Origin of the sequence: Methylobacterium sp. NEAU K, from assembly GCF_030700285.1 — a bacterium.
Taxonomy (GTDB): domain Bacteria; phylum Pseudomonadota; class Alphaproteobacteria; order Rhizobiales; family Beijerinckiaceae; genus Methylobacterium.
Genome location: NZ_JAUYZJ010000045.1, coordinates 1 through 22,694, shown reverse-complemented (window position 1 = coordinate 22,694; position 22,694 = coordinate 1). Strand labels below are relative to the sequence as shown.

General features: G+C 66.8%; 27 protein-coding genes. 13 read left to right on the top strand and 14 right to left on the bottom strand.

Annotated elements, in window-relative coordinates; translation table 11 throughout:
* Position 1: 1 nt before the first annotated feature.
* The 4 genes from Q8W67_RS24215 to Q8W67_RS24200 all read right to left on the bottom strand — a co-directional run bounded on the left by Q8W67_RS24215 (position 2) and on the right by Q8W67_RS24200 (position 1,616).
* Entirely contained in the window at positions 2-382 is a 381-nt protein-coding gene (locus tag Q8W67_RS24215; protein WP_305550408.1) for a hypothetical protein, read from the bottom strand.
* A complete protein-coding gene (locus tag Q8W67_RS24210; RefSeq protein WP_305550407.1) occupies positions 382-864 on the bottom strand; it encodes a hypothetical protein in 483 nt (160 codons plus the stop codon). The genes Q8W67_RS24215 and Q8W67_RS24210 overlap by 1 nt, the downstream gene beginning before the upstream one ends.
* A complete protein-coding gene (locus Q8W67_RS24205; protein ID WP_305550406.1) occupies positions 861-1,100 on the bottom strand; it encodes a hypothetical protein in 240 nt (79 codons plus the stop codon). Before Q8W67_RS24205 ends, Q8W67_RS24210 begins: the two co-directional genes overlap by 4 nt.
* Before the next feature lie 273 nt (positions 1,101-1,373).
* A complete protein-coding gene (locus Q8W67_RS24200) occupies positions 1,374-1,616 on the bottom strand; it encodes a hypothetical protein (RefSeq protein ID WP_305550405.1) in 243 nt (80 codons plus the stop codon).
* A gap of 135 nt (positions 1,617-1,751) precedes the next feature.
* Between Q8W67_RS24200 and Q8W67_RS24195 the strand changes: the two genes are divergently transcribed.
* From Q8W67_RS24195 to Q8W67_RS24175, 5 genes are all read left to right on the top strand, one after another.
* A complete protein-coding gene (locus Q8W67_RS24195; protein ID WP_305550404.1) occupies positions 1,752-2,528 on the top strand; it encodes a hypothetical protein in 777 nt (258 codons plus the stop codon).
* 362 nt (positions 2,529-2,890) lie between these two features.
* On the top strand, positions 2,891-3,565 hold the full coding sequence (locus Q8W67_RS24190) for a hypothetical protein (protein WP_305550403.1): 675 nt from the start codon (positions 2,891-2,893) through the stop codon (positions 3,563-3,565).
* 3 nt (positions 3,566-3,568) lie between these two features.
* Positions 3,569-5,020: a hypothetical protein gene (locus Q8W67_RS24185; protein ID WP_305550402.1), complete on the top strand. Its 1,452-nt coding sequence runs from the start codon at positions 3,569-3,571 to the stop codon at positions 5,018-5,020.
* A gap of 13 nt (positions 5,021-5,033) precedes the next feature.
* Positions 5,034-7,643: a hypothetical protein gene (locus tag Q8W67_RS24180; RefSeq protein ID WP_305550401.1), complete on the top strand. Its 2,610-nt coding sequence runs from the start codon at positions 5,034-5,036 to the stop codon at positions 7,641-7,643.
* A 1-nt stretch (position 7,644) separates the two neighbouring features.
* On the top strand, positions 7,645-11,058 hold the full coding sequence (locus Q8W67_RS24175; protein WP_305550400.1) for a hypothetical protein: 3,414 nt from the start codon (positions 7,645-7,647) through the stop codon (positions 11,056-11,058).
* 453 nt (positions 11,059-11,511) lie between these two features.
* Here Q8W67_RS24175 and Q8W67_RS24170 read toward each other — a convergent pair whose 3' ends face one another.
* Entirely contained in the window at positions 11,512-11,898 is a 387-nt protein-coding gene (locus tag Q8W67_RS24170) for a hypothetical protein (protein ID WP_305550399.1), read from the bottom strand.
* Between the two features lie 231 nt (positions 11,899-12,129).
* On the opposite strand from Q8W67_RS24170, the gene Q8W67_RS24165 reads away from it, so the two are divergent.
* From Q8W67_RS24165 to Q8W67_RS24155, 3 genes are read left to right on the top strand one after another with little or no spacing between them, the layout of a single operon-like run.
* Positions 12,130-12,621 (top strand): hypothetical protein, encoded by a 492-nt coding sequence (locus Q8W67_RS24165; RefSeq protein WP_305550398.1) that lies wholly within the window; start codon positions 12,130-12,132, stop codon positions 12,619-12,621.
* A gap of 30 nt (positions 12,622-12,651) precedes the next feature.
* Positions 12,652-12,924: a hypothetical protein gene (locus Q8W67_RS24160; protein ID WP_305550397.1), complete on the top strand. Its 273-nt coding sequence runs from the start codon at positions 12,652-12,654 to the stop codon at positions 12,922-12,924.
* Positions 12,925-12,948: 24 nt separating this feature from the next.
* On the top strand, positions 12,949-13,269 hold the full coding sequence (locus Q8W67_RS24155; RefSeq protein ID WP_370693947.1) for a pyocin activator PrtN family protein: 321 nt from the start codon (positions 12,949-12,951) through the stop codon (positions 13,267-13,269).
* 493 nt (positions 13,270-13,762) lie between these two features.
* Here Q8W67_RS24155 and Q8W67_RS24150 read toward each other — a convergent pair whose 3' ends face one another.
* Positions 13,763-14,056: a hypothetical protein gene (locus Q8W67_RS24150; RefSeq protein WP_305550396.1), complete on the bottom strand. Its 294-nt coding sequence runs from the start codon at positions 14,054-14,056 to the stop codon at positions 13,763-13,765.
* Positions 14,057-14,186: 130 nt separating this feature from the next.
* Here Q8W67_RS24150 and Q8W67_RS24145 point away from each other — a divergent pair, with 130 nt between their 5' ends.
* Positions 14,187-14,612: a hypothetical protein gene (locus tag Q8W67_RS24145; protein WP_305550395.1), complete on the top strand. Its 426-nt coding sequence runs from the start codon at positions 14,187-14,189 to the stop codon at positions 14,610-14,612.
* An 804-nt stretch (positions 14,613-15,416) separates the two neighbouring features.
* Here Q8W67_RS24145 and Q8W67_RS24135 read toward each other — a convergent pair.
* Genes Q8W67_RS24135 through Q8W67_RS24125 form a run of 3 tightly spaced genes read right to left on the bottom strand, consistent with a single transcriptional unit; the run spans position 15,417 to position 16,111 of the window.
* Positions 15,417-15,608 (bottom strand): hypothetical protein, encoded by a 192-nt coding sequence (locus Q8W67_RS24135; protein WP_305550393.1) that lies wholly within the window; start codon positions 15,606-15,608, stop codon positions 15,417-15,419.
* Between the two features lie 50 nt (positions 15,609-15,658).
* Complete coding sequence (locus Q8W67_RS24130) at positions 15,659-15,898, bottom strand: hypothetical protein (protein WP_305550392.1); 240 nt, start codon at positions 15,896-15,898, stop codon at positions 15,659-15,661.
* A 30-nt stretch (positions 15,899-15,928) separates the two neighbouring features.
* Entirely contained in the window at positions 15,929-16,111 is a 183-nt protein-coding gene (locus Q8W67_RS24125; protein ID WP_305550391.1) for a hypothetical protein, read from the bottom strand.
* Between the two features lie 667 nt (positions 16,112-16,778).
* On the opposite strand from Q8W67_RS24125, the gene Q8W67_RS24120 reads away from it, so the two are divergent.
* On the top strand, positions 16,779-16,976 hold the full coding sequence (locus Q8W67_RS24120) for a hypothetical protein (RefSeq protein WP_305550390.1): 198 nt from the start codon (positions 16,779-16,781) through the stop codon (positions 16,974-16,976).
* Between the two features lie 23 nt (positions 16,977-16,999).
* Here the strand turns inward: Q8W67_RS24120 and Q8W67_RS24115 are convergent, their stop codons facing one another.
* The 4 genes from Q8W67_RS24115 to Q8W67_RS24100 form a co-directional block, all read right to left on the bottom strand.
* Positions 17,000-17,929 (bottom strand): sigma-70 family RNA polymerase sigma factor, encoded by a 930-nt coding sequence (locus Q8W67_RS24115; RefSeq protein WP_305550389.1) that lies wholly within the window; start codon positions 17,927-17,929, stop codon positions 17,000-17,002.
* Positions 17,913-18,068 (bottom strand): hypothetical protein, encoded by a 156-nt coding sequence (locus Q8W67_RS24110; RefSeq protein ID WP_305550388.1) that lies wholly within the window; start codon positions 18,066-18,068, stop codon positions 17,913-17,915. Before Q8W67_RS24110 ends, Q8W67_RS24115 begins: the two co-directional genes overlap by 17 nt.
* A 225-nt stretch (positions 18,069-18,293) precedes the next feature.
* On the bottom strand, positions 18,294-19,088 hold the full coding sequence (locus Q8W67_RS24105; protein WP_370693946.1) for a helix-turn-helix domain-containing protein: 795 nt from the start codon (positions 19,086-19,088) through the stop codon (positions 18,294-18,296).
* Between the two features lie 353 nt (positions 19,089-19,441).
* The gene (locus Q8W67_RS24100; protein ID WP_305550387.1) at positions 19,442-19,759 is read right to left on the bottom strand and encodes a hypothetical protein; all 318 of its coding nucleotides are present in this window, start codon (positions 19,757-19,759) and stop codon (positions 19,442-19,444) included.
* A 274-nt stretch (positions 19,760-20,033) separates the two neighbouring features.
* Between Q8W67_RS24100 and Q8W67_RS24095 the strand changes: the two genes are divergently transcribed.
* The 3 genes from Q8W67_RS24095 (at position 20,034) to Q8W67_RS24085 (ending at position 21,409) form a co-directional block, all read left to right on the top strand.
* Positions 20,034-20,300: a hypothetical protein gene (locus tag Q8W67_RS24095; protein ID WP_305550386.1), complete on the top strand. Its 267-nt coding sequence runs from the start codon at positions 20,034-20,036 to the stop codon at positions 20,298-20,300.
* A 411-nt stretch (positions 20,301-20,711) separates the two neighbouring features.
* Positions 20,712-20,966 carry a hypothetical protein gene (locus Q8W67_RS24090; RefSeq protein WP_305550419.1) on the top strand — a complete coding sequence of 85 codons (255 nt, stop codon included), beginning with the start codon at positions 20,712-20,714 and terminating at the stop codon, positions 20,964-20,966.
* Between the two features lie 179 nt (positions 20,967-21,145).
* Positions 21,146-21,409, top strand: a complete 264-nt coding sequence (locus tag Q8W67_RS24085; RefSeq protein WP_305550385.1) for a hypothetical protein — start codon at positions 21,146-21,148, stop codon at positions 21,407-21,409.
* A gap of 216 nt (positions 21,410-21,625) precedes the next feature.
* Here Q8W67_RS24085 and Q8W67_RS24080 read toward each other — a convergent pair whose 3' ends face one another.
* Positions 21,626-22,162 (bottom strand): hypothetical protein, encoded by a 537-nt coding sequence (locus Q8W67_RS24080; protein ID WP_305550384.1) that lies wholly within the window; start codon positions 22,160-22,162, stop codon positions 21,626-21,628.
* Between the last annotated feature and the right edge of the window lie 532 nt (positions 22,163-22,694).

Genomic DNA, 22,694 nt, shown 5'->3' with positions numbered 1-22,694 from the left:
GCTACCCGCCGATCGCGCGCGGGGAGGGCACGGCGTGCCACAGGTCTGCTTCGGCAGGGTGCGTCGTCACATCCTGCGGGTTGAGCCGGGCATAGGCCCGCGCGGCAGTCTTCTCGTCGAAGTCCACCTCGCCCACGTCGATGGCGAAGCCGATCACGCGGTGGACGCTGCCCGGCGACAGCCGGTGGATCCCGCAGAACACCCGCACGCCCGGAGGCGGCAGGACGAGGCCGACTTTGCGGCGGGCCTCTTCAATCTCGCATGCGCCAGCGAGGCGCAGGCGGTGCCGTCGCTCGGGGCGCCAGTCGAAGTATCGGAGGTCCGCCCGTAGGATGGCGAACAGCTCCGGCGGGACCGGAATGGGCACAGGGGCGGCCGACATCAGATGCCCCCTTCGTGCAGGGGACCGCCGGGCAGTCGCATAGCGACCTGAAGCTGCGCCTCGCGCTCGGCCACGCCGGGGCAGCGTCGGCAGTGGTCATGCCAGAGGAGCGCCAGTTCTTCGTCGGTGGCGCTGCTCCCGTCCTCGTTGTCCGGACCGGGCAGGAAAGCCCGCATCCGAACGCCGGGGGCGAGGTTCTTGATCAGGATGAACGGGACTGAGCCGGGCTCGGTGATGATCGGCGCGCCGTAGACGGCTTCGAGCTGCGCCATCTCAGGGTGCCCTGCGCGGCGGTAGCGGTAGGACCGGTGCGGGAACCGCTCAAAGAACCTCCTATCCGCATCCGTGATGCGCTCGGCGTCAGCAGCCACGCGCTGCATGGCGCGCCGCCGCTGCCGGGGCAGGCTCGCGGCAATGATGTTCGTGGCTTCGCCGGTGCTGTTGAAGCTAAAAACCGGGCGGGGGGTGTGAGGCGTCGTCATCGGCTGGCCCCATCAGCGGGGCGCATGGTCTCCACGGCCTGGCTCGCGGTGAGGAGCGCGGCACTGGCGCACCGGAGGGCGTAGGCGAGCCCGCGCCGGTCGCCGATCATGGCGAAGGCCGCCGCGGTTTCGCTGTAGGTGCGAGCGATCTCGGCGGCCTCTGCGGCAGCTTCGAAAGCGAGGGTGAGGGGCGCGCCGTCTCCGGCGCGCGTGGTGGTGGTGAGGGCGGCCGTCATGAGCGGCAGCTCCAGTGCTCGGGCACCGCGAAGAGGTGCGACGCGACCACAGCGGCGACAGCTGGGGTCAGCCCGTAGCGATGCGATAGGGTTCGGGCTTGAAGGGACGCGGGGGCTGGGGCATATGTCTCAGTGCGTGCTGCCAAGAACGCATTTCTGAGACCCGCCGTCGCCCCGCGATGCGCGGGTTTCTTCATGTCTGGGTCCTGTCTGAGCGCCGGCCGCTTCGGCGCGGGATGAGCGGCCCGCGGGGCTCGCCCGCGGAAGCGGGGGTCAGGCGGCGATCGGCTCAGCGCCGGAACGGGCCAGAGCCTCATGGGCTGGGATCGACGTGACCCCGTCGACCATCGCGGCCTTGATCTTCTTGGCGCGGATCAGCCCCCACAGGTGATTGGGGCTGCACCCAAGGAAATCCGCATAATCCGGGACCGACACGTTCAGCCCGGCGCGCATGCGCTTGAGGGCTCGGGTGCCGTCGCCTGCTCGGCGACCGGTGCGCTCCGGTTCAGCTTTCATAGCTGCCTCACGTTCGATGCACGCAGAGTTACGTGCTGTACGTAAGGTGTAGGGCGATCAAGGCGCCTTGTCCAGCACCTTGCGTTCACCTGCTGTTGTGTTACGCAGAGTGCTGCATGTGCCACGGAGGCTTGTATGACGCGCAAGATGTCGGACACGGAGGCGAAGCGATCGCCGCTGAACCTGCGGACGACGGCTGAGTTGCGCGCTCGCCTAGATGCTGCAGCGACTGCAGGGGGGCGCTCGATCACGCAAGAAGTTGAACGACGCCTAGAGCAATCGTTTGATGAGCGCGCCCAAGCGCTCGGCGACCCCCTACCGGGGATATTTTCAGACGAAGTCCGCCGCGCCCTTCGCGCTTCTCAAGGACTGGCGCAGATCATTGAAACGGTAGCGGACGTTCTGTTCAACACCATGAAGGCGGCACGGGCGCGCGACCGGAGCGAGGAAGAGACCCGGGCGGCGATGCGAGCGGCCTTAAACCTCGTTGGCGACCGCTACCTGTGGCGCGAGGGGGCGCAGGACACTCCAATTGAGGGGCCGCTGGCCTCGCTCGGCGCGCACCGGCTCGACTACCCGCCTGCGCACATGGGTTATGAAATGGCCAACACGAGGATCTTGGAGATGGCTTTATGGCGTGAGGGCGATGCGGCGGCCGATGCGGTCGAAGGACGGATGCGGGATCTCTACAGCGGCGCCGGACGCACGGTCCTAGCCGGGCCGACCGAAGAAGAAGTCGAAAAGCATCGCCAAACCCAGAGAGCTGCCTCGATGGCGGCTCGCCAGGCTGGGGATCTTAAAGATGAGGCGCCAGACCAAGAGCACCGCTACAAAACCCTGCGGGCTGATCCACCAGTGACAGATGAGGGTCAGGCCCCTTCGCGACATCTCAAGGATATCATGGGACGCTAAGACTGCGCACTATTGTCGCAGGTGGCAATCTAGACAACGCTGTAAATGCTATAAGTGTTGAGGGTGTTTGCTCTGAATATGGCGCTGTAACACAAACCGACCAGCCGTGCTTTACTCCGCGAGTGCTTTCGTTCGGGGAGTTTTGACGTGCGCACGCCTCAAGATCGGGTTCTGAACCTCCGCGTTCCCGCCAACCTGCGGGATCAGCTCGACGCTGCCGCCCAAGGTGAGCCACGAGGGCTTTCCGAGACCGCGCGCCGCGCCCTGGCGGCCGGTCTTGCGATCATCATCTCTGGCGGTCCCGACCGCGATCCGCCGCCTGCCGCTCCTGGCGCTCGCCAGCCCATGCAGGCGGCCGCCTGATGAGCGGCGCCGATCTGCCCGAGGGCTTCGTGGTCGACGAGCCTCTTGAGCCAGCCAGCGGCGCGGATCTGACCCTTGAGGGGATCTTGCGCGAGGCGGGGATCGATCCCGCTTTGGCGTTCGCGCAGCCGCAGCGGCAGACCCTGCACGAGCGCATGACGCAGCACCTGCGCCCCTATGCGCAGCCGGCTGGTCGCGCCGTCGTAGAGTTCGACGATCGGCCGGAGCAGATTGCGGCCTGGGTACACGGGATCGCCGGCCGGAGCCTCGGGTATGAGGCGACGTGGATCAGGTGTGTTCGGCCGGACCTCGGCCGTGGCGCCCTGTTCGTCCTGAGCTGCCCGCACCCCGACAACGAGGCGGAACTGATCGTCGTCGCCGAGAAGGGCATGCTGACCCGCACCTTGGTCGTCGATGCGTGCCGGTGGGCCTTCTACGGCCTCGGCCTGGGGCGCGTGGTGGTCCGGATCCCAGCCGACCGCCCCGACCTCTCTGACCTCGCCCGCCGCGCACGGTTCAAGCACGAGGGCACCGCCCGCCAGTTCTACCGCGGCACCGTCGATGCGCAGATCTGGGCCATGACCAGCGCCGACTGCGCCTGGCTCGCGCCCCGATCGGCCTTCGCACCGGCACCCATCGACATGCCCTCACCCTCAAGCCGGAAGGTTCACTAAGCCATGTCGATTTTCGACGCGATTTCGGGCGGGGCTGCGCAGACCGCTTATAAAAATAATCAACAGACCATCAACACTGGCCTGATCCAGGGAACGACTGCGCTCGGCGACAACTACACCGCCGCCAACAACTATGTGCTCGGCTCCGGTCTGCCGGCGCTCAACACCGGCTATGGCGCGGGCCTGTCGAACTTGGGCACCGGCTACGGCAACCAGCGGGTTGACCTCAATCAGGGGTACAGCACCGGGCAGGGGAACCTCACGCAGTACGGCGGCCAAGCACAGGACGCGATCGGCGCTGGCTACGGCGCGGCACTGGGAGCGCTGGGTTCCGGGTATGGCCAAGGCCGGAATGATCTGACCAACCAATACGGTCTGGCTGCCGATCAACTCGCCTCAAATTATGGCCAAGCCCGCAACGACATTGCTGCAAATTACGGCCAAGCGCGGAACGACGTCTCTGGCGGTTATGGGCAGGCGCGCTCGGATCTGACGGATCAGTACGGCAACACGCAGGCTTATCTCGGTTCGGCCTCCGGCGCGTACGGAACGCTGGCGTCTGGCGCCTCAAGCGCATTCGCCAACTACATGAATGCGATCGGGGCGAACGGAGTCGCTGGCTCGGCACAGGCTGCCCAGAACTTCACCGCGTCGCCCGGCTACCAGTACGCTTTGGATCAGGCCCTCGGAGGCGTGCAGCGCTCTGCGGCGGCGCGGGGCGGATTGGCAGGCGGCAATGCGACTGCTGACATTCTGAACACCGCTAACGGCCTCGCGAGCCAAGGGTATCAGCAGTACGTCGGCAATTTGCAGAACGGGTCGAACCTGTTTGCGACGGGTATTCAGGGATATGCGCAAGGCCAGACGAACTCCGCCAATGCGGCTCAGGGTTATGGCTCATCGCTGAGCGGTCTTGACACGCAGCGGGGTGCCGCGCTCGGCACGATCGACACGGCTCAGGGCAATGCGCTGTCCGGCATCTCGACGGGGCTCGGTAATCAGCTCGCCAGCAACAGCCAGAACCTGGGGAACCAGCTTAACGCCAACAGCATCGGTCTCGCGAATGCGCAGGCCGGACAGTACGACAGCCAAGCCGGGGCCTTGGGCAACCTCTACACCGGCCTCGGCTCAGCCTTGAACACCTCCAATGTCGGCCTCGGCACTTCGCTCGGTGGCGCAGATGCCAATCTCGGAACCGGCCAGTCGGCGCTCAACGTCGGCAACGGTACGGGCACCTATGGTGCGTTCAATCAGGTCGGATCCAACCTGATGAACCTAGGCAACGCAGAGGCCGGGCTGATCAAGAATGCCACGAACCAATACGTCGACAACTCCAACACCGAAGCCAAGAACCAGATGACGGCCAGCGGCAACCTGTTGGGCATGCTCGGTGGCATCGCCAGCAGCCCGGTCACGGGCAACGTTCTGAGCGGCCTCGGCAAGCTGTTCGGTTGAGGGAAGCGCGCAGATGTCGTTCGGCGAATATTTCAACGCCTTCAGCCAGCTCGGTAAAGGCTACTTCGACGCGGTGGAGCGAGACGAGCAGAAGGCTGCATTGTCCAAGCTCGGGGAGCAGCTACAGGGCGGCGACTACGGCGCGGCGGCCGGAACGGCGTTCAAGGCCGGCGATCTTCAGACCGGCATCGGCCTTCTAAAGCTCGGCCAGAGCCAAGCGCAGTCGGCGCAGGCGAACGCCGCGTTCGGTGGCCTCGCCGGGATGTACAGCCCCGGTGCGGGTGGGGGCTTTAGCCCTGGCGGCCCCGTCGGCGCTCCTGGCAGCGGCCCCGCGCCTGCAGGCGGCGTGCCGTCGTTCGTCGATCAGTCCGGACCGTCCGGGGACTACCAGGCCAACCTGTTCAAACGGGAGTCGAACAACGATCCGACGGCCCAGGCGTCGGGCTCCTCGGCGCGCGGCCTCGGTCAGTTCACGAAGGACACCTGGAACGGCGTCGTCCGGAAGTACCCGGATCTCGCTCTGACGCCGGTCGGCCCCGGCACGGACGGGCGCACGGATCCGGACCAGATGGTTCGCGCGACCAAGGCGTTCACGGCCGAGAACGAGGGCCTGCTGGCGAAATCCGGCCTGCCGGTGAACGATGCCACCCGGTACTCGATGCACATCTTCGGGGCTGGTGGCGGGCGCCGGTTCGTGGCCGGGACGCTCTCCAACCCGAACGCGCCGGCCTCGGCCTACGTGAACCCCGACCAAGTCGCGGCCAACCGCCCTGTGTTCTTCAACAAGGACGGCAGCCCTAAGACCGCCGGGCAGGTGATGCAGGATTTCGGTCGGTCCTTCGGCATGGGCGGCGGCGGGCAGGGCGTTCCGGGACCGGTCGCGCCGATCCGCACGGCCAGCACGGATCCCGGCTTCGCCCCCTCGGTCCCGAGCCTGCTGAACCGCCCGCTCGCTCCCGTTCAGGGGCTCAACCCCGGTCGGCCGCAGCCCGCCGCAGCACCCGCTCAGCAGCCCGTGCAGTTCGCGGACGACGAGGCGCAGACGCAGGCGCTTGAGCAGGGGATGGGGATGGTGCCGCAGGCTGCTGCGCCGTCGCGCCCCGCGACCGCCGCGGATATGCAGGCGAACCTTCCGGCTCCGGGCGCGGAAGAGGCTCAGTTCCGGATCCCGGCCTCGCCGCAGGCAGCCCCCGGTTCGATCGCATCCCTGCCGGCCGGTTTGAGCAGCCCGCAGCCCCGCGGCTTGCTCCAGCCGCAGCAGAGCGCCCCGCTCTTGTCCGGTCCCGGGTCTTTTGGTGGCTCGCAGTCCGCCTCCATCGATGCTCCCCCGCAGGCCGCGCCTACGCTGCCGGGCACCGGGGCGCCGCCCGCTCGCGTCATGACCATGCCGGGCCAGGATGGCGACGGACCGTCCCCGCAGGCTCGGGCACAGGTTTCGGCTCAGGCCCCGCAGCACCTCGCGCAGGCGGGGCTCCCTCCAGCCGCCGCCCAGGCCGTTGGTGTCGGCGCTCCGGGCTCGCAGCAGCGGATCGGCGTGCTGATGCGGATTGCCGGGCTGCCGGGTCTCTCCGATGCGCAGTCCGGGGTCGTGAAGTCGCTGCTCGCGAACGAGCTTGAACAGACCAAGCTTCCCGAGCTGCAGAAAAACTACATGCTGGCACGCAGCCAGGGCTTCAACGGGACACTGCTCGACTACCAGAACGAGCTGCGCAAGCCGCTGACGCCGACCACGGTGTCGCCCGGCTCGGCCGTCATCTTCCCCGGGGAGCGCACGCCGGCCTATGTCGCCCCGCGGGCCGACGACACGAAGCTGACGAACGTCCCGGCCGGGACCACGGTGTTCGACCCGGTCACGCGGCAGCCCGTCTACACGGCACCGGCTACCGACAAGGCGGACGAAGGCGCGAAGATCTCTGCCCAGATCGAGGCTCGGCGTGCGGCAGCTCCAGGCCTTGGGCTCCAGGAAGGCTCGCCCTCGTGGCGCTCGTTCGTCGCCACCGGCAAGGTCGGCGCGGATCGCGACATGTCCGCGGGCGACAAGAAGGCGATCGACACGGCCGACAATGCGGTGATCTCGGCGCAGTCGTCGATCGGGCTCCTGGAGCAGGCCAAGGAACTGTCGAAGACGGCCTATGGCGGCCCCTACGCCAAGCAGCGCGGCGACCTGACGAGTGCGTTCGGCAACGAGCGTGGGCAGGCGACGCAGGAGCTGGACAACCTCGTCACGACGAACGCCCTGACGAACCTCAAGAGCATCTTCGGCGGCAATCCGACCGAGGGCGAGCGCAAGATCCTGCTCGACGTGGCCGGCTCCTCGAACCTGCCGCATGCGCTGCGGGTGAAGGTCTACCAGCGGGCGATCGACGCCGCGCAGCTTCGGATGCAGCAGAACCTCGACCGTGGGAACCAGATCCGGGAGGGGACCTATTACCGCCCCGGCTCCGGCCCCGCGCAGCAGCAGGGCGCAGTCGCGGGCGGGCAGGGCGGATCACCGGCGCTTCCGCCTCCGTCACCCTCGAACCGTCCTGGCGCGGTCTCGGCCGGCGATCGGTTCGGCCAGCTCGTCGGCTCCGGGATGACGAAGGCGCAGGCTTACCAGCAGCTTCACAGCGAGGGGTACTGACATGGCGGCAGGCATCGCGTTCGATCCCGCTGAGTTCCAGGCCTTCAAGGCGGGGTTGTCCGCCCCCGCGCAGGATGCGCCCGCCGCGGCACCTGCGGCCGATGCCTTCGATCCGGCTGAGTTCCAGGCCTTCAAGGCGTCTCGCTCAGGCGGCGGCCAGCGTCAGCCGGCCTCGTTCTCGGAGCGGTTTGGCAGCGGCCCGATGGCGTCCACCTTGGACACCTCGACCCCGGAAGGCTCGGCCCTGCGCCGGACAGCAGACGAGGCGCTGATCGGGAAGCCATCGACCGAGAACCAGATCGACGCCGGTCTCTTTCGTGGCGCGAACGCCATCGGCCTGAACCTGCCGCGGAACGCCATGGCGGGGATTGAGGCGCTGCGCTCGGGCAAGTCGTTCGGCGATAGCTACCGCTATGTCTCGGATGTCGAGGACGCGCTGGCGCGGCAGTATCCGAAGACAGCCTTGGCCGGGACCGTGGGCGGCATCGTCGGCGGGGCGGTAGCCTTGCCGCCGGTCGGGCGTGTGGCCGACGTCGGGCGGATCGGGCAGGCAGCCCTGTCGGGTGGCCTCTACGGTGCGGCGGCGGAAGCTGCGGACAGCAAGGATTTGGGACGAGCCACCGTGGCAGGACTGGCCGGCGGTGCTCTCGGTGGTGTCGGTGGCGCCATCATCGACAGAGCCGCACCCGTGGTCTCGCGACTGTTCGCTCGCAATGCCCCCTTCCGCACCTCTGACGGCGCCCTGATGGACCAGGCGACCGCGGCCCTACGTGAGGCCGGGGTGGACCCGGCTGCCATCACGCCCGAACTGGCGCAGCACATCGAGACCACGTTTGCGGCCAAGGGTCCGTCGGTCGCGGCGGCGCGCGAGGCACAGGCTGCCGAGTTTGGGCTGCCGCTGTCTCGGGGGCAGGCCACGGCCGATCCGCAAGCGCTGGCACAGGAGGGGCGTGCCCTTGCTGGTCAGTCCGGGCCGCGGGCGCAGCAGATCGGCGAGGAGTTCGCCGGACGTCAGGCCGACGCGCTCACGGCAAACCGAGACCGCTTCCTCGGGATGGCGGCCGGTAACGCGCCCCGCATCGAGCGCCCGCAGGAAGCCTTCGAGGCCGTAGCGGACCGGGCCCGGCAGGCGGCCCAGGCCGAAGCCGAGCGGGCGAGCGTGGCGCAGCGGGTGCAGGACGACGCTCTGCGGGCCGTGCGTGGGCGTGGCGAGACCGATGCCCTCGACGCGGCCACGCTGGCGGCGCAGGGCGTGCGGGACGCGGCAGCGCAGGGTCGCACCGCCTACCGCGGCGCCTATGACGATGTCGCCCAGATCCCCGGCACCTTCGCGCCCGGTGCGCTCGACCGGCTCGGGTCTCGGGTGCGGGACCGCCTCGGCGCCGACGTGCCGCTCGACCCGGTGCTGACGCCGGCTGCGACGCGGGCCATCGGCGACCTCGACGCGCTCCCCGGCCTGTTCAACCTGCAACCGGGCGAGGGGCCGAACCTCCAGCAGCTCGACCAGGTACGGAAGCGGATCGTCGCCTACCGGGGCACAACCGGCCAGAACCCTACCGACCGCCGTGCCGTCGACCGGATCCTGTCCGAGTTCGACAACCACGCGCAGGACGCGATGTCGGTAGGGCTGTTCGGCCAGCAGGCGCCCGTCAGGGCTGCAAGCTCGGCCGCTGACGGCTTTCCCGGAGCCGCGAGCCTCGACGCTCCGTCCTCGTCGCTCCCGGCCGCTGGCGGGGCTCCTGCGGGCAAATCTGAGCCGCTGACCCACTACCTCGCCCGCAACGGCGGGATCGCGCTCGACGGGGATGCCCGCGCCACGGACCTCGGCCGGGTGATGACGCCCTATGGTCCGCTCGGGCGCCGGGCTGGACGCCCTATCGAGGACTTCCGCGATCAGCTCGCGTCCGAGGGCTTCCTCCGCCCCGATAGCGCGGACGGCATGATCTCGCGCCGGATCGGCGACGAGGTGCACGACCTGATCGGCATGGAGCGATCCGGGCAGCCGGTCTACCGCCTCGCCGACCTGTCCCGCGGCGGCGCTCCTGCCGACCTAGGTGGCCGGATAGCGGATCAGTCCGCAGCCTATGCCGAGCGCATCGCCCCGTTCCGCCAGCAGGTAGTCGACGACTTGGCCTCGGTTGGGGTTCGGCCGCGCGACATGGATCCCGCGCACCTCGACGACGCGGCGCAGCGGCTGTTCCGGGGCGAGCACGATACTGGCGCCGACGCCTACGAAGCGGCCGTGCTCGGGCGCGATGCCGGCGGCGCCGGTGGCGGTCGGGCAGCTCCTGATGCGGTGCCGTTCGACGGCGCCACGGCTCCAGCCGCGACGGACGCCCTGCCGATCGGCGACACGGCCCCCCTGGAGGCGATGCAGCGAGCCCGAGGGCTGTTCCGCGAGTACCAGCAGACCTTCAAGCCTCGCGGTCCCGGCGACACGGCCGGCGCGAACCTGCGGCGCATCGTGGAGCGGGATGCAAGCCCGAACGAGGTCGCCGCGATGCTGTTCGGCTCGCCTGGCACGGGCCGGGTCACGGGCGGTCAGGTCCAGACCCTCACCCGCCTGCGTGATGCTGTCGGCGCGGACAGCGAGCCGTGGGCGGCCGTGCAGCGCGGTCTCATCGCCCGGCATCTCGGCGGCGAGGGCGCCGATCTCGGCCGGCGGCTAGATTACCTGCTGCGCGGCGAAGGCCGGAGCCTGACGCCCTTCCTGAGCCAGGAGCAGCGCGCGGGCCTCGGACAGTTGCGGGCCGCGGTGCAGCAGGCCGAGAATGCGGGTCGGCCAACCCCGACCTGGGCTGCCGACCTGGAGCGGACCGGCTTTGATCCGAATGCCGTCGGCCGAAGCCTGTTCGGCTCCTCGGGGATGATCGGCGCCAAGCCCGGCGCGGCGAGCGAGGCGCGGGCTGCCAGGGCATTCCTCGGGGCGGACAGCCAAGAATGGGCGGGGCTTCGGCAGGCGGCCGTGCAACGGCTCATGGATCCGGCGATGCCGGCCACGAAGATGGTCGCTGGTCTGCGCGACTTCACGGATGGGGCGGGGAAGGGCGTGGCCTCGACCCTGTTCAGTCCGGAGGAGTTGGGGCACCTGCGCCGGTTCGCGGGCGCGCTGCAGGCCACGGTGCGGCCGGACGGGACGATCAAGCCCGGCGCGGCCGGGGAGGCGGGCCGCAAGGCCGTCGCGAAGGCCATGGACCTGATCGCCGGCGCGATCGCATTCAAGGTTGGAGGCCTGCCCGCGGCGGCTGGCACCTACGGCGCCAAAGTTGGGCAGCGGGCCATCATGGGCGGGATCGGCGCAGCGTCGGCCCGCCGGTCTTTCGAGGGCGGCGCGCCGCGGCTTCTGGCGCCCCCTCCCATGCTGCCGCTCGGGCAGTTCGCGACGGGCGAGGGTTTGGCGTTGGGGCAGCGGTGATGGATGGCATGAGCAACACAGATCTCTTGGCTGCGGCGCGCGCTGAAATCGATGCGTTTGGCCCGGCTATCCCTGCTTGGGCTCTGACGCCTCAGCCCGCGCCATCGCTCGGTCAACGAGCCCGTCGAGCGCTCCAAACATTCCTACGGCCACGTCAGACAGCATCTCCGACATGGCATCAGAGGCTCGAAGCTGCGAAAATGAGGTTGTATTCCGACCGGACGCCTTAAGGCTTTCCGCGACCTCGCCTCGTATTTCCTTAGGGTATTGCTTTAGCTATCGACAAAGAAGCCATTCGACGATCAGACCTTGGGCCATGTTGTCTGCGGCCACGTTGCGGAACGCCTCAACTAGGTCCTGAAACTCATCATTCTCTTGCTGTTTAGGCAACGACAACCTCCTCACCGACTCAGTGCGAGAGGCCGAGATTACCTGTAGTGCGCTCGCCCGTCGTCAGGTCGTGAAGATAGCACCGATCATGCCGGCCGTAAGAACCAGCGCGCACACCATTGGCCAAGCACGCTCGGACCAAGGGCGTCCGCGGGACAGGATGAAGCTGTAGACAATGCCGTAGGTGATGACGACGCCGGCAGCCTCGCTTGCGACTGCCGCAGCGAAGAGGTCCAACCCGCTCGAAACTGGCTGTTGGCCGTGCAGGTAAGCGTACAGCCCAACGGCGCCCATGTAGGCCACGAGACTCGCCCAATAGGCCCCGGGCAGCCGGCCCTCATGACGTCCGCGCTGATGACCGCGCCATAGGCCGGCGAACAAGACGACATTGATGATCGTCGCGGTTGCAATCGGCCCGATAAGCGCTCCGAGGGTGAGGCCGGTGGTCATGCATTCAAAATGGACATCGACGGGGGCGGTGTCGAGCGGGGTCCTCCACACTCGCTGATGTCAGCACGACGTCGGGCTGACGGCGGGCGCAGCGGGAAAGTCGCAAGGTCCGGAAGGCGGAAAACCCGGTTCGGGCGCAAAAATAAATCGGCTGCTGACCGGCGTTTTCGGCATGGCGACTTTCGTCCGCCGGACGGAGGCTTGGGATCCATCCATCGGAGACCCAAGGCCATGTCCGACGACGATATCTACACCGTCCGCCACAAGCGGAAGCGCGCCGAGGCGCAGGCGAGGAGCGTCGCAAAGCGCAAGAAGCGGGATGCACCGGGCCGGGATGATCTCGGCCGCGCTGCCTACTACGTCGTTCTAGGGCTCTTCAGCGACGAAGACACCAAGAAGCCCCTGCGGACGAGCATTCAGGCGCAGATGGTGGCCCTCATGGGACACGCGGGCTTCGACCTGGTCGAGGCGAACGCCGCATTCCTGAAGGATAGCCGCGGCACCCTGGACAGCCTGAATGGCTGGCTCGCCCGCCGCTGGTACGAGGCGGGCAAACACCTCGGCCCGGAGGGCAAGCCCTTCAAGCGCTTGACCGGGAAGCGCAGGCGCTCCGATCAGCCGATGACTAGGAGTAACGGGGGGAATGGTCGGGGGAATGGTCAGCCGCTGATCGAAGCGGGCGTTACATTCCGGCTTGCCGACAGCCTTACTGATCCGTTCTGATGAGCCTCGGTTCCAGCCTAGGAGGCGCAGGTGCCGAGGCAACAGCCAAGCGCGGTGCGGTGGAAACGACGCTTCCAAAACCGTGAGCCGACGCTCGCCGAGATCGAGGAGGCAACCCTCTTCTCAGCCTATCTCGTCGAGAAGTACGGCGAGCAGTACGCCCCGATCATGGACCGCCTTTTCATCGAGTTAGAGGAGGCCCGGAAGCGGGGTGGCAGCCCTACGGAGAGGGCGAAACGGATCCTGGACGAAGCAGAGGCAGACGGTCGGCTCGCAGCCGCAAACATCACGCGGAAGCGCTAAGAGCCTCACCTCGCGGAGGAGACCATGAAGACCCGTACCTCGCGAACCAAGGCACCCGTCCAGGCCTTCAACGTGTCCAGCATGTCGGATACGACGTGGCTCCTGATGGCCCGCTATCGTGGGATGCCGCTGATTCCGATTGAGACGGTGTGCGCCGACTACTTCCGGCACCTGACGCCGGAGAAGCTGATCCGGAAGATATCGGCCGGTGAAATTGCCCTGCCTCTCGTGCGGATCGAGGCCAGCGCGAAGTGCGCGAAGGGCGTCGGCCTCATGGACCTCGCCGGCTACCTCGATCGGCAGATAGAGGCAGCCCGCAAAGAGTGCCGCCAGCTCTGTGGGTAGCCTTAAACGACAACGGCGCAGCAACCCAGAAGGTCACTGCGCCGATGGATCGGGCCGCCGAGGGGGAAGACGGCCCGAGGAACTTGGTATGCCAGTGCTGACATCCGCGACGTGCGCCTGAGCACATCCAAAAGGATGTGGCACGGTAGCGACAGGGATCGACCATCACCTGTGGACAGCGCCAAGCGCCTCCGATCCGTCAAGGTTCAGGAGCGAGCGTGATGTCCTCTCGTCCGATCCGGCCTCGCCATGTTCGCCAGCCCTCACGCCTTCGTCCTTCACCATCGCGAGCGCTTTGCCGTGCTCCTTTCCTCGGCCTTCTTCTTGGCGGCCGCGCTGCCGCTGTTCTGGGCGATTTGCTGACCCCCGGCCCTTCAACGGCGAGAGCCTCCATGCGCTCAGCCTCGGCCCGCCACGCGTCACGCTTGGCGGCAGAGCAGCGTGGGACCGTTACAGGTTCGCCTGGTAGAAATGCGTCTCCCGTAGGCGGACGCTAGCTAACCTTGTCGTCTGGCTCGGTGGGTTCCATGCCAGTGCCCAGCGCCCCGGCCTGAGGCGGATCGGCCGGGCCGTGCCGGTCCTGGTTCGAAATGCCGCCAGTATCCGAGGTGCGCGTATCGTGCGGGTGCGTCGCGCGCCGGTCGTCTTGAGCCCACTCTTTACGGGTCGGGATGTATCGCCATGGAGCCGAGACAGCGCCCAGACGAAGGACCGAAGGGGCCCGCGTGAGAAACACCGCAAGCATCACCCATGGGACGACGAAGACGACAAACGCGGTGAGGCCCATGGCGATGCTCCGAGGATATTTGTCAGTAATGGTGGGAACGCCGTCAGCTCACTACTGATCCCGCAGGAGTGGCTTCAATCGATACTGCACCGCAACGAATTGGTCACCGTTAGCAGAGCAGTGCACCAGCATGCCGATCCGACCCGAGCACCGCTATTTCTACCCCATAGACTGGCCACAGCTCTCGGCCGTGATCCGGTTCCGGCGGGCTGGTGGATGCTGCGAGGGTTGTGGTCGGCCGCACGGGCGGATGGTCTACCACCTCGGCGATGGCCGCTGGTGGGATGCAGAGGTAGGCCGGTGGCGGGATGGCCTGGGCAGGCGGATACGGCTGGGACTGGAGGCTGACATCCTCGGTCGCGCTCGCCGGACCCAGGTGTTCCTGGCCACTGCGCACCGGAACCACGACACCGCGAACAACGCGAACGCCAACCTCGCGGCGTTCTGTCAGCGATGCCACATGATCCACGATCGCCCGGAGCATCGGCGGCGGCGGTGGCACACGCTGTTCCGCAAGAAGGCGCTCGGAGACCTGTTTAGTGGGCCCTACGCCTGACCGGACGGCACCGGACGGCCGCGGTCTGCCAGTTGGGTCGATGTCGCACGAGACCCGCTCTTCGCGTCCCTCCTGGGGAGTGGGCCTTCTCGTCTCTAGGTCCGTCAGGCGCCACTGCAACCATTCTACGCTGGCAGCCCTTACTGCGCGAAGCTGGCGGCAGTCCCGCCGCAGCACGGAACCTCGATCATGCGCAAACCTGCCCTCCTCGCCGCTCTCTTCCTCGCAGGGTTCGCCCTGTCCTCCGGAGCACAGGCACAGGGTCTCATCGGCGGTGCTGAGGAAGGTGCAGCCCGCGGTAGCCGTGCCGCCGGTCCGGTCGGCGGGATCGTCGGCGGCGCGGTAGGCGCCGGTGTCGGCACTGTAAACGGCGCCCTCGGGGTTGGCCCGCGCCGGTACCGCCATGGTCGTCGCTACCATCGCCGGCACTATCATCGCCGCTACCGCTAAGCCCCGACACTGCTGCGGGCTGCCACGCACCGCACCAGCCGGTGCGTGGTCTCGACAGTAAGCCCGCCGCGACAAGGGCCGCTGCCAGCGCTGGCTAGAGGCTGACGGGAGCTACAGGCGGAATAGCCGGACGAACTCGCAGGGGGGGGTACTGGACGCCTTGGCCATCCGCGATCAGGACCTGGACGAAGCCGGCACGGATCAGCTCTGCGGCTTCTCCAGCGCCCCGACCTCCGATTTATATCCGAGCAGGGCCGGTCCCGTTTCGCTTAAGCCTGTGACGATGAAGGTCATGCCGACTTCCGTCCGCGCGCCATCGCCTTTGGCGAGACGCGCTCGACCCGATGAGTGGCGTTAGGCTACTGGAGCGCCGCGGCTCCGCACCGCCTCGGATAGGCAACGGGTCCGCCGCACGCGCGCCAACATCCGCAGGAAGGTCACGAAGTTCTCCGCCTCATCGAGGCTCATCCCACACGCAACGGGATCGTGGTCCCGCACGACCATGTGGGTGCCGTCGCCGGCGAGCTTCACGCTGATCCTCGGCATGTGCCTCTCCTTGAAGGATCTTCGGACACGCACGGAATGGAGATGGCGCCTCAATCTAACAATGACGTTGGCGGCGAGCGGTTCGCACTCGTGGTTGCGCCATGCCGCACCCGTAGCGCTCGCCGTGCTTGCGTGAGCACGAAGTAGGCGGCAAGGGCCGCGCCGTTGATGGAGAGTGCCCAGCCGTAGCTGTTGAGCGCCTGCCCGTACATCGGCCGGCCAATGGTGCCGAAGCCGACGCATGCGCCGAACACGGCGAGACCCGCGAATAGGAGAGCGAAGAACAACATAACCATCCTCCACCAAGAAAGGTGAAGCACCTACAGGTCGAAGCGGCGGACGAACTCACACGGCGCGTACTGCACGCCCTCGTCGTCCGCGATCAGCACGTCAGCATAACCGTTGCGGATCAGCTCGGCCGCCTTCTCCAACGCGCCGATAGCTGTGTCGCAGTCGATGAGGATCGGCCCCCTCATGTTCAAGCCGATGATGATGAAGGTCATATCGACCTCCGTCCGCTTGGTGCGCCCGCGGCTCAAGATACGCCTCTCCGCGGGCTTTCGCCATCGCGTTTGGCTGCAGTCGACTAGGAGCGATGGCAGCCGTCTATCGCGAGGCATCGCCTAAGCTTGGCTTCCAGCCCGTCCAGCTCGCGCACAACCCTCGAAGCGGACTGCCATGCCTGATGCGCTGACCCGCTCTCGTCGTCTTTGAGGCCGTGCTTGGCGCAGCGCTCCGCATCCGCAGCGTGCTTCAAGGCCCGCTCCACGGCAGCGAGTGCGTCTCGGATATCAGCCTCGGTCATAACGCGCCTCCGTTCGCCACCGTCCGGCCGCAGACCGTCACCGCATGGCTCGACCCGTCCTACCGTCCGCGCAGATTCCGGAGCGAGCGCGTCGGCTTGAGTCGCCCGCTGCCCCTCGGCACCCCTGCAACGGTTCCGTATCCAAAACCTGCCTCTGAGGTGAACCGTTTTGCACCATATTCCTACGGGACGTGGCCCCGAATTGGTCGCACAGGGCAACGCACAAGGTCCGATCGCCGAGGGGGGAGTGTCAGCCGCTGATCGAGAGCGACGTTACCTCTATGCTCCAGCGCTCCAGAGTCACATCCTGACTGGTGACCTTCACGGGGCTCACAGTGTTGTCCTACCAGGATCTGGAGGTAGGCATGCCTGTCACCTACACTCTCGCACGTGCCCTGACGGCCAAGGTGGGCGCCTGCGTCGAGATCACTCTAGAGGCGGACGACGGCACGCAGTTCAGGTTTGCCGCCACGCCCGAACAGGCCGACGAACTCGCCGAGGACCTCGAAGCGATCCTGGACGATGCCCAGACTGCCACACGCACGCCGCATCCGGGGCACTGACGAGAACACAGGCCCGGCTTTGCTCAGGGTAGGGGGAGAGCCTTCCGGCCATCTGGTCCTGTGGCAGCCAACATGACGTCGTCGCTGCCGATCTCCGCGCCCGTGTAGCCGAGCATCCGGGCGAGCTTCTCGCGAGCGCGCCAGACGCGGCTTTTCACCGTGCCGATCTGACAGTTCATCACGGCGGCGGCCTCCTCGTAGCTCAGGTTCTCGATCGCCACGAGGACCAGCGCTTCCCGCATCACCGGCGCGAGCCGGTCGAGGGCGGCGTGCACGTCCTGCAGGTCGAGATGACCGCCCTGTTCCGGCACGCTGGTGAGCCGATCGGCATAGCTGCCATCCTCATCCCGCACCTCACGGCCCTGCTTGCGGTGCTGGCTGTAGAACACGTTGCGCAGGATCGTGAACAGCCATGCTTCGGCGTTGGTACCGACCTTAAAGCTGCCCCGACCCCGCCATGCGCGCAGCAACGTGTCCTGCACCAAGTCATCAGCGGTGGCGGGATCATGGCTCAGTGAGAGGGCAAACCGGCGTAGAGCGGGCGCCACAGCGAGAAGCTGGGCCTGAAACTCAGCAGTGTCGCGGCGGCTTGCCTCATCCAGCGTGGCCTCAAGCCTGGCAAGGAGGTCGGCGAAGCGCTCGGTCGTGCTCGGCCGGGTGTTCGCCACATCGTAGGCGGAAGCGAGCAGGCGCCCGAGGTGTTGGCGAACTTCCTCAGGGAGAGTGGGGCTTTCTGCATCCGTGCCCACGATGTCGGGCTGCGAGCTTTCAGCTCCGGTACTCACTCTCGGCGCCTCTGCAAAGTTTGTGGCATCACACGAACCTCGTCCGTCCGCTAAATCGTCCGCCTTCATATCCTCAGCCCATGGCTCGGCCAGTCCCACGACCCGAACGGAGTCTCGTCCGGTCTGATCGATCGAGGTCGCCCGCTGCCCATCAGTAATCTCGCTCAAGCCAAACCTCTCCGAGGCGCAGCGACCAGATCACGTGCCCCGCCGGGTCGGTCAGGTAGATCGAATTCGTGCCGGTGCCGATCATGTCGACGTGCATGCGCTTGGCCGCCTCAATGGCCTCGGCCGCATCCCTGGCCATGATGCTCTCCTCGCGCATAGGCGCGTCGAGCGTACCGTCAGGGTGCCGGAGGGCTACACAGAATCGATAGTGGTGCATCAGATCAACAGACTGTTCGCCCGCTGATACCGCCTGCGCCGAATCTCGGAACTCTCATCGGTTAAGGTCGCCCGCTGCCCTCCGGCAGCTTCTTCCTTTCCATCAGCGTGGCCCCGGCGCGTCGCCTTCCACAGCAGAGCGGCGGGGTCATGCGTCTTCCGTCCGCGACACTGCTTGGAATGGCGGATTCGGAGGTGCAGGTCGCCCTCGCGACCCCGCCATTGCCACCGTTCTTCCCGATTCTGGAACTTGAGTAGGCGTGCGCTGCGGGGATTTGCACCCTCCCCCCTTTTGCTCAACCGCGAGCGAAAGCCCGCTCCCAGAAATGGGGGACCGGCGAGCCAGCCGTAGCCAGGCAGTCCACTCGGGTGAGACGATGCGCACGATGTTGGTGTCGTTGCGAAAACCCGTGACCCGGCGCTCCTCCACCGTCACGAGCCCGAGCTTCGTGGCCTCGCGGATGGCGTTGCGCACGGTGGTCTCGGCCACGCCCACGATTGCCGCGAGGTGGCCGACCGCCAGCCGGCAGTCCTTCCGACGCACGGTCTCGGCCGCCACGAGGGCGAGGACCGCCTGCTCGGCCAGCGTGAACCGGGCCGCGAGCCCCGGTGGGAGCCGCCCCGAGGCGGCCCAGCGGCGACGGCGCTCCATGCTGGCATCCGTCCGGGGGCGCGACCCGACTCGGGGCCGATATGGATTTTTAATGCAATTTTCTGGCTTAACTGTAATTATAACCGTATCTGTTTCTCTTGGGTTCGGCTCTCGTCCTACAGTCTGTCCACCGTTCGAGACACGCCGTGCGTCAATAAGACCGGACAGGGCCTCGGCCTCGGACTCCGTGACCTTCCCCTCCCCGTAGGCGCGCCACAGCAGCGCCGTCACGGACGGCAGGGTGATTCGGTCGGCCGCCTCGATCGCGCGGCGGATCTCGTCTGCAAACACGTGTCTCGGCCCTTATCCACAGGGCCACAGAGGGACATTCGGCGGCGCAGGCTGTGCGCTCCGTTCAAGACAAGCCGGTATCGTTGCCAGAACCGGGGTTCTGACTTGACGCCCGAGGGCGCTTCATGGCTTGTGGGGGTTGGAAAACGGGCCCACAGGCCATCTCGATTTCGACAGCCTCGACCTTGCCGGGTCGGGGCTGTTGGCTTTTCAGGGTCCTACTGCGGCGGTCGGTGCTCCTGGTTGCTCCGGCGACTCGCGCGAGGCGATGCGTAGCCGGACATGGCATGTCGGCCGGGCGGCACAGTTAAGTCAACGTTCAGGGGTGTGGCAGGCGGCAGCTTTCGGTGCGCCTACTCCGCAGCCGCCACGCTCTGGCTCCGAAGCTTCGCCTGAACCCGCCGCGCCATCGCTTTCACCTGTCCGACAGACGCAGCTCGGTCGTAGCCGCGCCCCTGCAGGCCGCTGAAGAGCGCTCGGCTGAGGTCCGCGACCTTGCCGTGATCGACGGCCACGGTGGCCAGGAACACCCGCATCAGCTCGGCCGCGATGTCGTCGCGCTCGGGTGTCTTCGCCTCCTTCAGGCGCTCTCGATAGCCCTGCTGGTACTCCCGCTGCTTCCGCTTCCGGCGCCGGTATTTCACCAGGTCCTGCTGATCGTGCCAGTCCATCGCACAAGCTCCTCTGTTCGCCTGTGCTGAGGGATCATCACCCGAATGACGCAAGCCGAAATAGAAAATCGTGCAGATACGTAGTCCGCCACGGCTGAGCTTGAGCAGGTCTCGACGGAGCTTCGGCGCGCTTCTGAAAACCCGGTGAGCATATCCGGTTTCGGTCTTGGTATCTTATAGGGGTTCGCCGGGTGGGCTCACCGGGTGAGCAGATCCGGTGAGGTCCGGAGCGGCGATGAAATGCGGATAGCCTGGAACCTCTTGGATGATGGGCATGGATCCCGAGGAACGCGAATTTGAGCACTCTCGACTGTCAGGTCCATTCACGCTGGATGGCGAGACGTTCGTCGATGTCGAAATCTACCGATATGCCGAAACGCAGGATCGCTGGCGCCTAGAGGTGGTCCACCTAACTGGCGGCTGCAGGAAGTGGCCGCAGACGTTCGCAACGGAAGCGGACGCGTATGCCGCCTTCATCAGCATTTTGGAGACCGCCGGCATCGCGTGTTTCACCAGCGCTCCGCCGAAATCCCGGCACTGATCCTGGACGCCTGCGCGCTGCATCTGCGTCGACTGGGCGGACATAATCCAGCAAGGCATGTCGATTATCGCCGAGCTTGTCGGCGAGTTCTCGACGGTCTCGCTGGCCTTCCACGCTCGCTCGCAGATATGCCCCCCCGCTGTCGGGGCGGGCGTGGATGCTCAGATCGAGTAACGTCACGCTGAGATTTGCAGCGTCGCCCGCACGATGGCGACGTCGGGCGGCTCGGCTATGTCGAGCAAGGCGCTGATCGCCGCGTGGACTGCGAGCCAGCGCCGGACGAGCCGTCGTTTGAAGGTCCGTCTCCCTCAACGCGCTAGGAGTCGGTCTTCTGCGCCCCGCGCGGCGCCAGTATCGCCGCGACTGTTTGGTGATCTGGTGCTGCTGTGTTTGCCGGCGTATCAGCCCGGCATGGCCAAGCGCGTGAAGTTGCTCCCGCAGGACCGGGGCACCGTCCTGTTCGATGTCATGTTCGAGGACGGCAGCCGTGCCTCGAACCGGCGTGTGCCGATGGATATCCTCGGCGGCTTGGATGGCGACCAGCCGGCCCGCGATCTCATCGAGAAACAAGAGGCGGAGATCGCCGAGAAAGCCGGTCGGCCGCCGCGAGCGATCCAGAGCCTGACGCGAGCCGCCAAGCCGGAGCCGAAGCCTGCACGAGACTAGCGGATCTCTCGGCCAACCGGCATCCTCAGCGTCGCCCGCACCTGCGTGACGGACAGCTTTCATGCTATGCTCGTCTCGTGCGAGCTTTCGGACGTCTGGCATCGCGTCCACGGCCGGTTCAAAGCCATGAGCGCCCAACTGCGAGCATCCGAGACACCCCTGTCGAGCGGAGTGTCAGCATGACCGAGATGCACATCACCCATTTCCGCATTCTTGAGGCGATGGCGGCCGTGGAGCGCGAGGTTGGAGACCGACTCGGCTTCGGGCCAGCCCGTTCGCGCACGCAAGAGATGGCGGTGTACCTGGGCGCCGAGGCCGCGGTTGAGGCGTGGGCAACTGCCAAGCACGATCAGCCGGAGCTGGAGCCTCGCAACGACCTGGAGCAGTTGTGCTCCGAGTTCATCGTGCTCCACGCCGTCGAGACCGCGAGCTGGGTACACTAGCCGCATAGGAAGTCCGGCCGTTGAAGTCCCCGCGAGCTTCTCACTTCAGCTTGAGGGCGAGGAGGATCATGGGGCGGCTCCGGAGCGGAGCGGCAAGCTGGGTCGGTATGCCTAACACCCCATGAACGCGAGCCTGTTCCTGTGTGCGACAGGCCCTTCCTACGGGCGTCCTGATCTGACGCCTGAGTTTCCGCAGCACCGTCCCGCAGCTGGGTATCACCCTACGTTCTCAAGCGCCTGTTGCAGGCCCCACCATCCCTTCACCTTCGCAGGCAAAGAGCTAGAGGGCTTCTTCGACAGCTTGGCTGAACAGCGCACCGCGTCCAGCCGGCTTGCGGCCTCATCCAGGCCGAGCGGATCCGCTTGCTGCCCAATAGCGAGCGCACCTTCGAGAGCTTCTAGCCCTTTGTCGAAGCTGAAAAAATCCGGGAACAGTGGGGAACCGATATGTGCCTCGATATAACGGGCCCGCTCTTGCTCAACCCCTGGCTTGTCCGCACAGGCCAGCCGCGTCACGAACGGCATCAGGCGCTGTCGCTGCGTGTTCGTCGCGTTGTCATTCAGCTGCATGGCAAGCTCACAGATCGGGCGGGAGAAGCATGCGGGCATGGCGTGTACCGAACGCACGGGCCGGTAGCCGAACCCGCACGCGACAATGGCCGCCTCATTGATGCAGGTGCCTCCCTCTGGGCCGGGGAAGGGGTGTGAACCGCGAAGGAGCTTCCAGTTCAGGATGTGATCGAAGTCGCTCATGGTGGCTAACTCCGTAGCCGCCCCCACGCTGAGCCTCCTCCCACGCGGTTGCGCCGTCAATCACTCGGACGCCGTAGCCTTAGAAGGGAGCTTCAGTGTTCGCGCCTGCGCCAACGTCTGCGCGACCGGCCACCGGCTCCTCCGCTTACAGCAAGGCGCCGACCGCCTCGTGGCAGGATCCGCATGAGGTGGGCGAGCAGCGTCCGTATGTCAGGATCTCGCCAGAACTGGTCTTCTCGCTAGCTAGAGGGCCCTTATGATCAAGCTGACACCCCAGCGGGTTCGCTACGTTCTGCGGTTCGCCGGGGGCGCGCTGTTCATGCTGTTCTTTTGCTTTATGGGCTGGCGGCTCGCGCTGGTTTCCTGATCCGCTCCAGTCTTGGGGCCGTTCGTAACATCGGATGAGCGCCATCCGTGATGGCCGGCCGGTCCTGGCAACCAAGTGTCAACTTTCAGACATTAGCTCGGCGCCGCCGGCGTTTGGCTGGCCATCCACGTCCGCCTACCGCTCGCCCCTCAGCGACAAAGGCGG

Excerpts from the sequence above, each read along its gene's own strand:
- Q8W67_RS24215 (WP_305550408.1), bottom strand. The coding sequence starts at position 382 with ATGTCGGCCGCCCCTGTGCCCATTCCGGTCCCGCCGGAGCTGTTCGCC.
- Q8W67_RS24210 (WP_305550407.1), bottom strand. The coding sequence starts at position 864 with ATGACGACGCCTCACACCCCCCGCCCGGTTTTTAGCTTCAACAGCACC.
- Q8W67_RS24205 (WP_305550406.1), bottom strand. The coding sequence starts at position 1,100 with ATGACGGCCGCCCTCACCACCACCACGCGCGCCGGAGACGGCGCGCCC.
- Q8W67_RS24200 (WP_305550405.1), bottom strand. The coding sequence starts at position 1,616 with ATGAAAGCTGAACCGGAGCGCACCGGTCGCCGAGCAGGCGACGGCACC.
- Q8W67_RS24195 (WP_305550404.1), top strand. The coding sequence starts at position 1,752 with ATGACGCGCAAGATGTCGGACACGGAGGCGAAGCGATCGCCGCTGAAC.
- Q8W67_RS24190 (WP_305550403.1), top strand. The coding sequence starts at position 2,891 with ATGAGCGGCGCCGATCTGCCCGAGGGCTTCGTGGTCGACGAGCCTCTT.
- Q8W67_RS24185 (WP_305550402.1), top strand. The coding sequence starts at position 3,569 with ATGTCGATTTTCGACGCGATTTCGGGCGGGGCTGCGCAGACCGCTTAT.
- Q8W67_RS24180 (WP_305550401.1), top strand. The coding sequence starts at position 5,034 with ATGTCGTTCGGCGAATATTTCAACGCCTTCAGCCAGCTCGGTAAAGGC.
- Q8W67_RS24175 (WP_305550400.1), top strand. The coding sequence starts at position 7,645 with ATGGCGGCAGGCATCGCGTTCGATCCCGCTGAGTTCCAGGCCTTCAAG.
- Q8W67_RS24170 (WP_305550399.1), bottom strand. The coding sequence starts at position 11,898 with ATGACCACCGGCCTCACCCTCGGAGCGCTTATCGGGCCGATTGCAACC.
- Q8W67_RS24165 (WP_305550398.1), top strand. The coding sequence starts at position 12,130 with ATGTCCGACGACGATATCTACACCGTCCGCCACAAGCGGAAGCGCGCC.
- Q8W67_RS24155 (WP_370693947.1), top strand. The coding sequence starts at position 12,949 with ATGAAGACCCGTACCTCGCGAACCAAGGCACCCGTCCAGGCCTTCAAC.
- Q8W67_RS24150 (WP_305550396.1), bottom strand. The coding sequence starts at position 14,056 with ATGGGCCTCACCGCGTTTGTCGTCTTCGTCGTCCCATGGGTGATGCTT.
- Q8W67_RS24145 (WP_305550395.1), top strand. The coding sequence starts at position 14,187 with ATGCCGATCCGACCCGAGCACCGCTATTTCTACCCCATAGACTGGCCA.
- Q8W67_RS24135 (WP_305550393.1), bottom strand. The coding sequence starts at position 15,608 with ATGCCGAGGATCAGCGTGAAGCTCGCCGGCGACGGCACCCACATGGTC.
- Q8W67_RS24130 (WP_305550392.1), bottom strand. The coding sequence starts at position 15,898 with ATGTTGTTCTTCGCTCTCCTATTCGCGGGTCTCGCCGTGTTCGGCGCA.
- Q8W67_RS24125 (WP_305550391.1), bottom strand. The coding sequence starts at position 16,111 with ATGACCTTCATCATCATCGGCTTGAACATGAGGGGGCCGATCCTCATC.
- Q8W67_RS24120 (WP_305550390.1), top strand. The coding sequence starts at position 16,779 with ATGCCTGTCACCTACACTCTCGCACGTGCCCTGACGGCCAAGGTGGGC.
- Q8W67_RS24110 (WP_305550388.1), bottom strand. The coding sequence starts at position 18,068 with ATGGCCAGGGATGCGGCCGAGGCCATTGAGGCGGCCAAGCGCATGCAC.
- Q8W67_RS24100 (WP_305550387.1), bottom strand. The coding sequence starts at position 19,759 with ATGGACTGGCACGATCAGCAGGACCTGGTGAAATACCGGCGCCGGAAG.
- Q8W67_RS24095 (WP_305550386.1), top strand. The coding sequence starts at position 20,034 with ATGGATCCCGAGGAACGCGAATTTGAGCACTCTCGACTGTCAGGTCCA.
- Q8W67_RS24090 (WP_305550419.1), top strand. The coding sequence starts at position 20,712 with ATGGCCAAGCGCGTGAAGTTGCTCCCGCAGGACCGGGGCACCGTCCTG.
- Q8W67_RS24085 (WP_305550385.1), top strand. The coding sequence starts at position 21,146 with ATGACCGAGATGCACATCACCCATTTCCGCATTCTTGAGGCGATGGCG.
- Q8W67_RS24080 (WP_305550384.1), bottom strand. The coding sequence starts at position 22,162 with ATGAGCGACTTCGATCACATCCTGAACTGGAAGCTCCTTCGCGGTTCA.